The sequence below is a fragment of the Neobacillus ginsengisoli genome (assembly GCF_030813055.1).
Genome location: NZ_JAUSTW010000002.1, coordinates 103836 through 117302, shown reverse-complemented (window position 1 = coordinate 117302; position 13467 = coordinate 103836). Strand labels below are relative to the sequence as shown.

The following is a 13467-nucleotide window of genomic DNA, read 5'->3' as shown; positions in this document are numbered from 1 at the left end:
AAAGCTTTTTAACGGAATTTATAAATTATGCTTTTTCTACCAACTTTAATTTTTGCTCAACTACATCCATAAAGTCTTTTTCAATGGTCTGTAATTTTTTTCTGCTTGCTTCAAGGCTATCACTATTTACACCAAAGTAGAATTTCACTTTAGGCTCCGTTCCGGATGGTCTTAAGCATACCCATGAACCATCTTCAAATGTGTATTTTAACACATTGGATTTTGGTAAATCGATTTTTTCCTCGCCATTTTTTGTAACACGGATACCCGTTAAGTAATCTTCAGATGTTGCTGTCGTTAAAGCACCCAGTTTTGTTAATGGCTCCGAACGGAAAGAGGCTAAAATGCGTTGAATCATTTCTGCTCCTTCCTTACCTTTTAGAGTTAATGAGCGGAGACCTTCTTGGTAATAACCATACTTTTCAAAAACTTGCATCATCCCTTCATACAGAGAAAAGCCTTGTTTTTTATAAAAAGCGCAGACTTCTGTTGCCAACAGAACCGCTTGGACGGCATCTTTATCTCGTGCAAAGTCACCGATTAAATAACCATAGCTTTCTTCATATCCAAATAAATAAGTATGTTCACCTGTTGCTTCATATTCATTTATTTTTTCGGCTATAAATTTGAACCCTGTTAATACATCAACAGTTTCTAATTTATAGGTATCGGCAATTGTTCTTCCAATTTCGGAAGTAACAATAGTTTTTAAAACAACCCCATTTTGAGGAAGAGTACCTTTTTCTTTTTTCTGTGCAAGCAGATAATCAAGTAATAACGCACCCGTTTGGTTACCTGTAAGCACAACATACTCTCCTTCATTATTAAGCACTGCTATCCCTAGACGATCAGCATCTGGGTCGGTAGCTATTAGCAGATCAGCACCAACTTTTTTCCCATCGCGGATTGCCAATTCAAAAGCAGCATGTTCTTCAGGATTTGGACTTTTAACTGTCGAAAATTCCGGGTCAGGCAGCTCTTGTTCCTTTACTACAGTAATATTCTTAAATCCAAGCGCTGCAAGAGCATTACGGACAGGTTTATTAGCTGTCCCATGCAGCGGAGTAAACACTACTTTAATATCAGTTTCTTCAAAAAGGGATGGATTCTCGGAAATAGTCTTGAGCTTCTCTATATAAGCTGAGTCAATTTCGGAGCCTATCGTTTTAATTAAGCCGGTAGCTTTTAGGTTCTCTTCACTATCAACTTCAATTAATAATTCATTCTCAATTTCATTAACCTTAGCAATAACAATATCAGCGCTATCCGGCGGAAGCTGACCGCCATCAGAGCCATAAACCTTATAGCCATTATATTCCGGGGGATTATGGCTTGCCGTAACGACAATTCCGGAATAGGCATTTAAGTAGCGCAATGCAAAGGATAATTCGGGTGTGGGTCTTAATTCATCAAATACATATGTTTGAATTCCTTTAGTAGCCAAGGTTTTTGCTGCTTCCATTGCGAATTCCGGAGATTTGTGGCGTGAATCAAAAGCAATCACAACTCCGCGATGTTTTGCTTCGACACCTTGTTCCTCTATGTATGCTGCTAAACCTGCAGATGCTTTTCGGACGGTATAAAGATTCATTCGGTTTGTACCAACGCCAATTTCTCCTCTCATACCGCCTGTTCCAAATTCTAAATTTTTATAAAAAGCTTCCTCAAGCTGTTTCTCATCCTTTTTTATTTCATCTAATTGATTTTTCAACTCATTATTTAAACTCTCAAATTCCATCCATTTTTTTGCTTTACTTTTCCAATCCATTAGATTCCCTCCTAAGATGTTTTCTCTTTAATTGTTTCGAAGTTGATGTTAGTTACTCCTTTAAAAATCACCTAAATTTATCCGACAATTTTCGGGGAATAATGTCGGATAATTGCATTTAAAATTAGAAACAAGTATATATACACATTCTTTATTTTAATTATCCTTCTATAAGAGTACAAGGGACAAATAAAGAAAAGCGCAAGCGCCCCGTTTAGCGCACGACAGGACTGGAGCGCTTGGACTGAGATAAAGGAAACACGGAGAGCGGAGCGATCCGATGTTGACTTATCGTAGGGAGAAGAGCGAAGTACATTAGCCGCTGGGCGCTGTAGCTGGACAATTCTAAAAGTAAAAAAGCCGGCTAATGCAGGCTTTACTCTTTTTACAATAAACTATATTAGAAGCTCATTGGCCGCTTTTATATATACACTAAACATACTGTTTTTCAAACTTTTTGCTTCAACGAATTGATCAAATTCAAACGGAAAAAATAAGCCGAATTCTTGCAGGTTTGACACATTCTTATCATATAGTGAAGAATAATGATCATGAAGTGTGGAGGATTCGAGAATAGAAATTAGAGTTTGCAAACTGGCCATCACTTGAAAAGCATCTTTTAAAGTACTGAAATCTTCGAAATGCTTGACCGAAGTGTGCAATACTTTAAATTCCTCAAATTCACTAATTTCATCATCCGTAAAGTAGAGTGGAAAAACATTTGAATAAATATACCTCACAAGCCCATTGATTTCTTCTTCTTGACTTGGTGTCGAGGCAAAAACAATTTTCACTTGTAACCCACCTTTGCCAATACATTTATCTGTCGTATTATATATCATAAGAATAACATAGTTAGGAACAAATAATCGGTGGTAATTATAACCACGGTTGTCAAGCAAAAACTAATCTAAAGAAGAAATTGAAGGAGATACATATGCTCAATATGATCCGTAAGGGTAATTGGCTTGAATTGGTCATCCCTAAACTATGGGAAGGAATTACAATAGAAGAAATTTTTCAAAAAGAATGGGCTGCTCCCAAAAAATTAACTCACTTTTTCCGAATGGAAAATAAGGTAATGATAAATGGAAGCCGTGCCAATTGGAATCTGCCACTTCCCTCTAAAACGAGGATCCAAATTAAATTATTTGAAGAGGAAGAAGTATCCGTTATTCCGAGTTTTCTCGATGTTCCTATTCTTTATGAGGATGACCATGTCATAATCTTTAATAAACCGCCCTTTATGAATACTCATCCTAATGACCCAAATATGGATAATGATACACTTATTAATGCTGCTGTCTTCTATTTACATTCGAAGGGTGAATTTAGAAATATTCACCAAATCCATCGTTTAGACAGGGATACAACAGGGGCGATTCTGTTTGCCAAACATTCCTTGGCAGGGGCGATTCTGGATAGAATGCTGGAAAATCGTGAAATTAAACGAACCTACGTTGCAATGGTTCATGGGCTATTTAAGCAAAAAAAAGGAACTATTCGGGAATCTATAGGCCGGGATCGGCATCATGCTACGAAAAGACGAGTTTCTCCCTCCGGTCAAGCGGCCATAACACATTTTCATGTTATCAAAGAAGAAAAGAAGAAAAATGTATCCTTTGTAAAATGTTGGCTCGATACCGGCAGAACTCATCAAATCCGCGTCCATCTTAGCCATTTGGGTCACCCTCTAGTCGGGGATACTTTATATGGAGGAAAACCAATTGTTAACAGACAAGCCCTCCATGCTGTTAAGCTCGAATTTCCTCACCCAATTACAAAAGAACAAATTGTTTGTCATGCTCCGTTTTTAGACCATCCGCCCATTTTTAATGACATGGATATTTATTCTATTTAATTCACAAAAAGAAGAAATCGCCTCCGAAAACTGAAGGCGATTTCTTTTTTACCTATTCGCTTTTCTAAACCCTCTCATAATTAAACTTAGAAGGAAGACAAGAACAACGGCACCTATAATCGCTGGAATGATCGCAAAGTTTGCAACATGGGGACCCCAATTTCCTAAAATTAATGAACCCAGCCATGCTCCCACAAATCCAGCAATAATATTACCAATGATACCACCTGGAATATCTCGTCCCAAAATTAGACCAGCTAACCAGCCGATAATTCCTCCTACGATTAATGACCAAATAAAGCTCATTAAAAACACTCCTTTTTGGTATTCATTATTCACTTAATCACAAGCTTTGCAGCTATTTCTCCAAGCAGTTGAAAATATAACATGCCTATTTTAATCAGCATGCTATTTCAATACTACCTGTACCTTTAAAGTACCCAACTTTAATTTAAATAATCATGTAAACATCGATAAGCTTTCACATACCATAAATACATAACTACAGAAATTTAGGTTAAAGTAAAAAATAATTATTTGTTTAAGTTTTGGTTAATATTCAGAAAATTCTAATGTTAAGTTTTTGTAAATTTGGACAGGATTATTCTTTTTTCGACATTTTTCAGATAAACTAATAAATTGGTTAAAGTATAATTTTTTATCGAAAAATTGGGGGTCAAACAAATGGCATTGAAAAAAAATGACAAGTTTTCAGCATTACTAAGTAAAATTTCGGCTAACTCAAAAGAGAGTGTGAATTTTTTTACTGAATACAAATTAAAAAACGTGAGTGACTTAAAAATATTCTCCGAAAAAATGAAGGAATATGAATCAAAAGGAGATTCCTTTGTTCATGAAGTAATCAAAGAACTAAATGATGCTTTCATCACTCCAATTGAACGTGAAGATATTCTTCATTTAGCTATGAGTATGGACGATGTGCTTGACGGTCTTGAAAGCTGTGCAGCTTTATTTGAAATGTACTCCATGACACAAGCGGATGATTTTATGCTGAAGTTTGTTGAAGCCATTCAAGGCAGTGTTCATGAAATTGATAAAGCAGTTGAATTGCTTTCTAATAAAAAGTTACTTCAAATAAGAGAACATGCCATAAAAATAAAAGACTATGAATCAAAATGCGATAATATCTTAAGACAATCAATAAAAAATTTATTTGCGGTTGAAAAAGATCCAATTCGTATCATTCAATACAAGGAAATTTACGAAACACTCGAGGACATTGCTGACAGCTGTCAAACAGTTGCCAATACTCTTGAAACTATTATCATGAAAAATGCATAAGGAGTAAAAAAATGAGCCTTATTTTTATTTTAACGATACTAATTGTGATTGGTGCCTTAGCATTTGATTTTATCAATGGTTTTCATGATACAGCAAATGCAATTGCTACGTCTGTTTCTACGAAAGCATTAAAGCCCCGTCAAGCCATTCTATTGGCAGCAATTATGAACTTTGTTGGTGCGATGACATTTACAGGGGTTGCAAAAACGATTACAAAGGATATTGTCGATCCTTTTACACTTCATAATGGTTCTGTTGTTATCCTTGCTGCAATAATATCTGCTATCGCCTGGAATTTAATCACATGGTATTTTGGAATCCCAAGCAGTTCCTCTCATGCCATTATCGGTTCCATTGCCGGAGCAGCCATTGCAGCTGAAGGATTTAAAATCCTTAATTATAGCGGTTTTATTAAAATTCTTGAAGGGTTAATCGGTTCTCCAATCATTGCTTTTATTGTTGGTTATATTGTTTACAGCATTTTTAAAATTGCTTTTCGGAATTTTAATTTAACAAAAACGAATCGAACCTTTCGTTATATTCAAATTGGTACAGCTGCATTACAATCCTATACCCACGGTACAAACGATGCTCAAAAGTCAATGGGAATCATTACGATGGCACTTATTGCGAATAAGATTCTTCCTGCTAATGCAGAAATTCCACTTTGGGTACAGGCATCCTGTGCGATTGCAATGGGAATCGGTACCTCCGTTGGCGGTTGGAAAATCATAAAAACAGTCGGCGGTAAAATCATGAAAATACGGCCTATTAATGGGGTTGCAGCTGATTTGACCGGTGCAGCAGTCATTTTTGGTGCTACCTATTTGAAATTGCCTGTAAGTACAACACATGTAATTTCTTCCGGTATTTTAGGTGTTGGTACTTCTCACCGTCTTAAAGGTGTTAAATGGGGCACTGCACAACGAATGATCATAACTTGGATCATTACCCTTCCAATTTCAGCACTCATAGCCGGTATATTGTATTTCATACTAAATCTTGTTTTTTAAAATGCATACCGGGATGAAACTTTTGTTTCATCCTCTTTTTTATGTTTGTACTTCTAAACGAAATCTTCTTTCATATTTTTTATGTAAAGGGACAAGTTTTGGGGTGATTAAATTTGAAACAAAAAATAACAGCGATTCTAATTGGAAGTCTATTGTTAAGCCTTGGTGTTAATGGATTTTTAGTCCCATACCACCTGCTTGACGGTGGTGTGATCGGCTTGGGATTAATTATTCATTATTTTTACGGCTGGCCCACAGGTTTAAGTATCATTATTTTAAGCCTACCTCTTTATGTTTTAGCTTGGTTTTTTGAAAGACGTTATTTCTACTATAGCCTCCATGGACTGATTATGTCTTCGTTTTGCATTGACCTATTTTCATTTATTAACGGGAGAATTCATCTCGGGATATTACCAAGTACTGTAGTAGGCGGCTTACTTGTAGGAATTGGAATTGGCCTTATGCTTCGTTATGAAACAAGTACAGGCGGGACAGACTTACTTGCGCAGCTATTAACCAAATTTACTACCATTAATATTGGAATCATTATTTTTTTGATTGATGGCCTTGTGATTACAAGCGGAATTGAAGTAGTTGGATTAGAAAAGTTCTTTTATTCATTTGTCACAATCTTATGTGTGGGCTTAATGACCACTGTTACGGTAACCGGGAGAGAAGAAACCCATTAGAAATAATGATTTTTCAATTTAAAAGAACCAACAGAAAATCTGTTGGTTCTTTTTAAGACAATTCATCTATGTCATTTTTTTCAGAAATACTCAAAGGCATCTCTTCCATATTATTAACTTAACTTTTTTACCTTTTCTGTACAGCTTTCCATTGCGGATAAGACAGAACCTCGAAATTGTTTTTCTTCAAGGACCGTTACGGCTTCAATCGTTGCACCACCAGGTGTGCATACATTATCTTTTAGTGCCCCCGGATGGATACCGGTTTTAAGAACCATCTTTGCTGCACCCAGCACTGCTTGAGCTGCAAGCCGGTAAGCTTTATCCCGCGGTATCCCTTCCCTAACACCGCCATCTGCCAATGCTTCAATAAACATATAAACATAGGCTGGAGATGAACCGCTAATTGCCGGTACGGCATCCATTAGGTTTTCTTCAAGGCGTTCTGTTTTTCCGAAAGTATGGAAAACCTGTTCGACCTCAGTTAATTCTTCTTCGCTAAGAAAGTTATTAGGACAAATCGCACTCATTCCCTCTCCTACTAAGGAAGGGGTATTTGGCATCGTTCGGACAGCTTTTACTTGAAAACCGAATGCTTTTTCTATATCAGCCAGAGTAATTCCAGCGGCAATCGTAACAATTATGACATTTTGTTTAATTTCTGATTTAATTTCTTCAATTACATGTGCATGAAGGTCTGGCTTCACAGCTAAAATAAGTATGTCCGAAATTCTTGCAACTTCTTCATTATTAAATGTGGTAACAATGCCGTATGTTTTTGTCATTTTTTCAAGTGTTTTTTCAGTAGCAGCACTTGCTATGATGTTTCTATTCGCAATCATATTTGAATTTACGATACCTTCAATCATTGCTTGTGCCATTTTACCTGCTCCAATAAATCCTATTGTTTTATTCATGTTAATCGCACCCTATCTTTTAAATGTCTTTTATTATTGTAATCAATTAAAGACAAAAAAACGATTACCTAAGTTAAGGAAATCGTTTTTTTTATATAATCGAGTGTTACTTAAACATTTCATTTTCTAAAATAATCACGTTTTCATTGAAATTGGTTCTCCCAATCTCTTTCGTATTTTCTACCAAACGAAAAACATTATCACAGCATTGTTTGGCACCCTTAACTAATAGAGGTACCCCCAAGGAGTCAATTTTTAATCCTCTTGAGAAAAACCCGCCAAATGTCATCGCTAGCGGGACAGTTGGTGAAGTATTTGAAAAGATGATTTTTTCATCTGCTTGAAATCTTTCTTGTAATAATAAACTCATTTCTTTTAATGCAGGGACAAGCAACTTGTTCCTTTTCCTTCCTATTGTATATACCGGGCTACCCTCTTCATCGGTCCCGTGATAGATAAGTTTTCCAAAATCAGCATGGGTTAATTCATTAAAAAACTTTATATTTAAAATTTCTTCCGTCGTCAGCTTTCGTTCTGTTTGAGGTAATTGTTTCAGATGGTAAGCGGCGGCCATTGCAGTGGTATGGGTGCCGCCATAATCATTATAGATATAAATCATAGGTATCATCCTTTGTCATTTCATCTATGTATATTATGGACATATATTCCATCACTAATTCGGTTGCACCCTTTTATCTAAAAAAAGAAGCTTACGCATAAGCGAAAAAGCTTCTCTTCATGAATTATATTATATTATCAGGCTTTTACTTGTTTAAATCTTTTGGAGAAAATGCACCTGGTAGAAGGTCTTTTACTTGGATTCTTTTGACGTCACCTTTTAAGTTCGTAAGGATAACTTCCATTTCAGCATCGCAAAGCTCAGAAATTACTTGACGGCAAGCTCCGCAAGGAGAAACAGGTCCATCCGTATCCGCCACGACTACAAGTGATTCAAATTGTGTCACACCATCAGAATAGGCTTTAAACAATGCAGTTCGCTCGGCACAATTCGTCATACTGTATGATGCATTTTCAATATTACAGCCATGAAATACCTGACCATCCTTTGATAATAGAGCTGCCCCTACTTGGAATTTAGAGTAGGGAACATAGGCAAACTTTCTTGCTTTAAAGGCTTCCTGCATAAGCTTTTTTTCTTCCACAATTTTCACTCTCCGCCAAGAAATTTTAATGCTGAATGATATTAGTAACCCTCACTATAAATATTAATAGTTATTATTAGAAAGCTCACCTTTACTGATTGATACACCTGAGCTTGCTCCAATCCGTGTTGCTCCTGCTTCGACCATTGCGATTGCATCCTCACGGCTGCGAACACCACCGGAAGCTTTAACGCCAATCTCAGGACCAACCGTTTTACGCATTAACGCAATATCTTCTGCTGTTGCACCGCCAGTTGAAAAGCCTGTAGATGTTTTAACAAAATCGGCCCCTGCTTTTACAGAAAGCTCACAAGCTCTTACTTTTTCTTCATTCGTTAAAAGACAGGTTTCAATAATAACCTTTGTTAAGGCTTTTCCTTTGGCAGCTTCAACAACTGCACGGATGTCTCTTTCAACCAATTCATCCTGCATATCTTTTAGGGCCGAAATGTTGATTACCATATCAACTTCTGTTGCACCGTTTTCAATTGCATTTTTCGTTTCAAATGCTTTCGTCTCAGATGTCGATGCTCCCAACGGGAAGCCAATTACTGTGCATACTTTTACTTCCGGTGTATCAGCAAGCAATTCAGCTGCTATTTTTACCCAAGTTGGGTTTACACATACAGATGCAAAGGAATACTGCTTTGCTTCTTCTACTAGTTTAACGATTTCTTGCTTTGTAGCGTCTGCTTTTAATAATGTATGATCAATCATTCTGACAATATTTTGAGTCATAGTCGAAATTCCTCCCTATATTATAAAGAAATAGTTATTTTTTAATACATTAGTTCATAACCACAATGTAACTATATCAAATAACTGAACATTTGTAACTACCTAAATGAACAAATGTAAAATTTTTTTATTTTTTTTCACATAAAGGACAAAAAACAGCATTATTTGCTGTTTTTTGATTTCAATCTTTTTTATCAAGTAAGAATTGCGCTGTAAATTGATCAGTCACAAGAACGTTTGCGTATTGACCCTTTAATGCACCGTATATTCCCTCTATTTTATTTGGCCCACCTGCGACTAATATGGAATGCTCCTTATTCTTTAAATCGTCGAGATTTACACCAAGAGTCCTTTCGTTCAGACTTTCGTTGCAAATTTGACCCTCTTTATCAAAAAACCGGGAGCAAATATCACCAACCGCCTTTCCATTAAGGGATTCCAAATCACTATCAGTAAAATAGCCCAGTTGAAATAATAATGAATCCGTCTTAACGGAGCCAATCGTAAACAGGGCGATATTTGCCAGCTTCCCCAGCTCAAGAATTTTTCGAATATGACGATCGGCTTCCATCGCTTGCTTCACCACAAGATGGTCAACAATTGCCGGCAAAGGAAGGTTGTGAGGAGTAGTATTAAACGCTTTCCCGAAAAGGTATAATATTTCCGATGCGTACGTATTGGTCTCAGCGTGGCTTACCCCTCCCTTTAACTGAACCACTTTCACATTCTTTACAAACTTTTGCTTCAATTCGATTGCTATGTGATAAAGAGTGGTTCCCCATGTGACTCCGATAATGTCTCCATCGTCAACAATCTCATGAAGATAGGCTGCTGCTTTTTCACCAAGATAATTTTTGATAATATGATTCTCAAATTGAGGAATCGAAGTGACAAGTGCTTTTTTTAAATTGAACTTATTTTCTAACTGCAGCGCAAGATTTTCAACATCCTCAGTGGGATCCATAATATTAATCTGAACGATTCCATCACTTTTCGCCTGCTGTAATAACCGAGACACAGTAGGACGGGAAACACCTAAAATTTTGGCAATTTCGTTTTGATTATAATCTAATAAATAATATAACTTTGCGGCTTCTATCACTTTACCTAATTTTTCTCGATCCACTGTAATCACCTAATGTTTTTGATATTTTCTTTATTGTAGCAAAAAAAGCAGGGGACACAATTATTTTTTACATTTGTCAAAATTGTCATGAACAATTTTTACTTCCTTACTTTATTTTAATTTTACTAACCTGGCCTCCTTTCGGGGAAAATACGTTGTTAAAGGGGGCATTATGATGCAAAAATTTGGGGAATTCATCTACCAAAAACGAATAGGGGTTTTGATGCTTTGGATTTTAATTATTGTAGTATTTGGATTCTTCGCACTGAAATTGCCATCTGTTTTAAGCGGTAATGGATTTGAATATAAAGGTGATTATAATGAAACAAGAAAAATTCTCGAAAGGGACTTCGGTCAAGCTAAATCATCGATTATCCTTGTGTTTCAACGTGATAAAACGGTTAGTGACGACGACTGGAAGAATTATATTGAGGATACATTTAAAAAAATCAGCACATCGCCTGGTGCACAAAAAATAATCAATCCTTTTGTTGGAGAAGGGATGGTTAAAGATGATGTTGCCTACGGACTTCTTTCATATAACAAAAAAGCTGAGAGCCTAGGAAATGAAATAAACCAATTAAAGACAAAGTTAAAAAATAAAAAAGGCTTGCAAGTAACCATGACAGGAGAGCCCATTATTGTCCAAGACCTAAACACAGCAAGTCAGGAGGATTTAGCTAAGGCAGAAATGATTGGCCTTCCTATTGCTTTAATCGTGTTGGTGTTTGCTTTTGGGGGTATTGTAGCAGCCGCCATTCCGATCGTGATTGGGGTTGTGTCGATCTTAATTACGATGGGAACAGTCTACTTTTTTAGTTATCGTACGGATTTGACTATCTTTATTCTGAATATTATTCCAATGATTGGACTCGCTTTAAGCATTGACTTTGCTTTGCTATTTATTAACCGATATAAAGAAGAACTTTTAAGAAAATCCATTCAAGAAGCAATTATCATCTCGGTTGCAACCGCAGGACGATCGATTATCTTTTCCGCGCTCTGTGTTTTTATTGGACTGTCTGGACTTTGGTTTATAAAAATCGATATTTTTCAAAATGTTGCGCTCGGCGGTATGACAGTTGTGTTAATGTCTGCCCTCTGTGCCTTAACCTTCCTTCCTGCTCTACTCTCTTTAATCGGAAGCAAGGTCAACAAATTAAGTGTACTAAGATTAACAGATAAACGAACAAATGGATGGTACAGCTTTGCTAAATTTGTCATGCGACGCCCGGTATTTATGACAATAGCAGCACTAGTAATCCTTTTAGCCGGCTTAGTTCCCGTCAGGCAAATGACTCTCTCAATTCCGGGAATCGATTCACTGCCGGCAAATTATCCATCTAGAGTGGCCTATGAAACCTTTAAAGATACTTTTATTCCACCGGAAAAACGTGAAGAGAAAAAAGTAACGATCATTTTTGAATCAAAGGGAAATATTCTTGAGAAAAACACTCTTGAAAAAGTAAATAAAGTGGTAGGGAAACTGCATAAAGATCCTCTTGTTGAAGCGGTTAATTCTCCATTTTCAGCAACAGGAGTAAGTGATGGAGCGCAACTATTTAATTTATTGAAATTCGGGGATTTAAAAAAGGTTTCCCCCATTGTTGATTACTTTATTGGGGACAATAAAATGTTAGTCGAAGTTTATTTAAAAACAAGTGAACATTCAGGAAAAGCCAGAGAGTGGATCCGAAATTGGTCAAAGGCTAATTTAGGCCTTACGGCACATTTAGGCGGCACCATTAAATTTGAACAGGAAATATTTGATGAGATTTTTAAAAAAGCACCATATGGATTACTTTTAATTGTTATTTCTACCTTTGTTATTCTTATGGCTGCATTTCGTTCCTTGTTAATTCCAATAAAAGCGATCTTAATGAATATATTAAGTTTGGGCTGTACATTTGGAATTGTCGTTTGGATCTTCCAACGAGGTCATTTTGGAATGAAACCTGTTGATATTGCCTTAATTTTACCTGTCTTTGTTTTTACACTGGTATTTGGCCTTTCCATGGATTATGAGGTTTTTCTAATCTCCAGGATACAGGAATTTTATTTAAAAACAGGTGATAACAGCCATGCTACGCTTTCAGGCTTAACCTATACAAGTAAAATCATTACCTCTGCTGCAGCAATCATGATTGTTGTTACTGGTGCATTTGCTTTCACAGGAGTAATGCCGATCAAACAGCTTGGAGTTGGAATTGCTATCGCGATTTTTATTGATGCCACGATCGTAAGGATGATTCTTGTTCCTGCCTTGATGAAACTGCTCGGCGACTGGAACTGGTGGTTTTTTGGGCTCAAAAATAAAAAACAGTTTAAGCATCGAAAAAAGCCAGCCTGAAACTACGGCTGGCTTGAAATTTAAAAGATCATCTTATGACATATAGGAGAGAATGACTTTTTGAGGAAGATCTTTCTCAAAGTCAACCTTCCTTTTCAATCTTTCACAGGATGGCATTTCAAATGAGAAATCCTCTACTTTCGGAGGTATTACACCCTCGTGTTTTAATTGGTTAAATACTCTTTGCATCGCATCTACTGTTGAAATCATTTCCTCTGTATTCTCGACCTGAAGGCACTCCACACATGTTTCGATGATATTTTCATCAATCTGCTCTTGCGCAAAAATCAACTTAGCGCCAACGATATTTTCAACTTCCCTATTTTCTAATTCAATTATGGTTGTAATATTCATCCTATATAACCTCCATGTAAAATTAACACCCTTATTATAGTAAATTCCAGTCCATTTGTTTTTTGAAACCGTTTTATTTCACTATTTCTTCATATGTTTTTGACAATTTTCTGTCCATTATTAAAGTTGCTTTTTATGAGTAACAGCCAACATAAGTGGAAAAATAAGAATTCAACGAAATAACAA

General features: G+C 36.3%; 14 protein-coding genes. 5 read left to right on the top strand and 9 right to left on the bottom strand.

All coding sequences use genetic code 11. The features are described from left to right. Positions 1-25: 25 nt before the first annotated feature. Both J2S10_RS05960 and J2S10_RS05955 read right to left on the bottom strand, forming a co-directional pair. Entirely contained in the window at positions 26-1768 is a 1743-nt protein-coding gene (locus tag J2S10_RS05960; RefSeq protein ID WP_307405396.1) for a phospho-sugar mutase, read from the bottom strand. A 395-nt stretch (positions 1769-2163) separates the two neighbouring features. Continuing rightward, positions 2164-2562 (bottom strand): YhcU family protein, encoded by a 399-nt coding sequence (locus J2S10_RS05955; RefSeq protein ID WP_307405394.1) that lies wholly within the window; start codon positions 2560-2562, stop codon positions 2164-2166. Between the two features lie 143 nt (positions 2563-2705). Between J2S10_RS05955 and J2S10_RS05950 the strand changes: the two genes are divergently transcribed. Then, on the top strand, positions 2706-3629 hold the full coding sequence (locus J2S10_RS05950) for an RluA family pseudouridine synthase (RefSeq protein ID WP_307405392.1): 924 nt from the start codon (positions 2706-2708) through the stop codon (positions 3627-3629). A gap of 48 nt (positions 3630-3677) precedes the next feature. On the opposite strand, the gene J2S10_RS05945 is transcribed toward J2S10_RS05950, so the two are convergent. Then, entirely contained in the window at positions 3678-3935 is a 258-nt protein-coding gene (locus J2S10_RS05945; RefSeq protein ID WP_307405390.1) for a GlsB/YeaQ/YmgE family stress response membrane protein, read from the bottom strand. A gap of 378 nt (positions 3936-4313) precedes the next feature. On the opposite strand from J2S10_RS05945, the gene J2S10_RS05940 reads away from it, so the two are divergent. The 3 genes from J2S10_RS05940 (at position 4314) to J2S10_RS05930 (ending at position 6633) form a co-directional block, all read left to right on the top strand. Then, complete coding sequence (locus J2S10_RS05940) at positions 4314-4931, top strand: DUF47 domain-containing protein (protein WP_307405388.1); 618 nt, start codon at positions 4314-4316, stop codon at positions 4929-4931. Positions 4932-4942: 11 nt separating this feature from the next. Further along, the gene (locus J2S10_RS05935) at positions 4943-5944 is read left to right on the top strand and encodes an inorganic phosphate transporter (RefSeq protein WP_307405386.1); all 1002 of its coding nucleotides are present in this window, start codon (positions 4943-4945) and stop codon (positions 5942-5944) included. Between the two features lie 113 nt (positions 5945-6057). After that, entirely contained in the window at positions 6058-6633 is a 576-nt protein-coding gene (locus J2S10_RS05930) for a YitT family protein (protein WP_307405385.1), read from the top strand. 113 nt (positions 6634-6746) lie between these two features. Here J2S10_RS05930 and proC read toward each other — a convergent pair whose 3' ends face one another. From proC to J2S10_RS05905, 5 genes are all read right to left on the bottom strand, one after another. Beyond that, positions 6747-7550: a pyrroline-5-carboxylate reductase gene (proC, locus tag J2S10_RS05925; protein WP_307405383.1), complete on the bottom strand. Its 804-nt coding sequence runs from the start codon at positions 7548-7550 to the stop codon at positions 6747-6749. Positions 7551-7656: 106 nt separating this feature from the next. Further along, positions 7657-8169, bottom strand: coding sequence for a DUF3189 family protein (locus J2S10_RS05920; RefSeq protein ID WP_307405381.1), 513 nt, complete (start codon positions 8167-8169; stop codon positions 7657-7659). A gap of 145 nt (positions 8170-8314) precedes the next feature. Next, the gene (locus tag J2S10_RS05915; RefSeq protein WP_307405377.1) at positions 8315-8713 is read right to left on the bottom strand and encodes a cytidine deaminase; all 399 of its coding nucleotides are present in this window, start codon (positions 8711-8713) and stop codon (positions 8315-8317) included. 63 nt (positions 8714-8776) lie between these two features. Beyond that, positions 8777-9451 carry a deoxyribose-phosphate aldolase gene (gene deoC, locus J2S10_RS05910; RefSeq protein ID WP_307405370.1) on the bottom strand — a complete coding sequence of 225 codons (675 nt, stop codon included), beginning with the start codon at positions 9449-9451 and terminating at the stop codon, positions 8777-8779. A gap of 181 nt (positions 9452-9632) precedes the next feature. Beyond that, positions 9633-10577 carry a sugar-binding transcriptional regulator gene (locus J2S10_RS05905; RefSeq protein ID WP_307405368.1) on the bottom strand — a complete coding sequence of 315 codons (945 nt, stop codon included), beginning with the start codon at positions 10575-10577 and terminating at the stop codon, positions 9633-9635. A gap of 175 nt (positions 10578-10752) precedes the next feature. Between J2S10_RS05905 and J2S10_RS05900 the strand changes: the two genes are divergently transcribed. Next, complete coding sequence (locus tag J2S10_RS05900; RefSeq protein WP_307405364.1) at positions 10753-12927, top strand: MMPL family transporter; 2175 nt, start codon at positions 10753-10755, stop codon at positions 12925-12927. Positions 12928-12960: 33 nt separating this feature from the next. Here the strand turns inward: J2S10_RS05900 and J2S10_RS05895 are convergent, their stop codons facing one another. Then, entirely contained in the window at positions 12961-13281 is a 321-nt protein-coding gene (locus tag J2S10_RS05895; RefSeq protein ID WP_307405362.1) for a hypothetical protein, read from the bottom strand. Between the last annotated feature and the right edge of the window lie 186 nt (positions 13282-13467).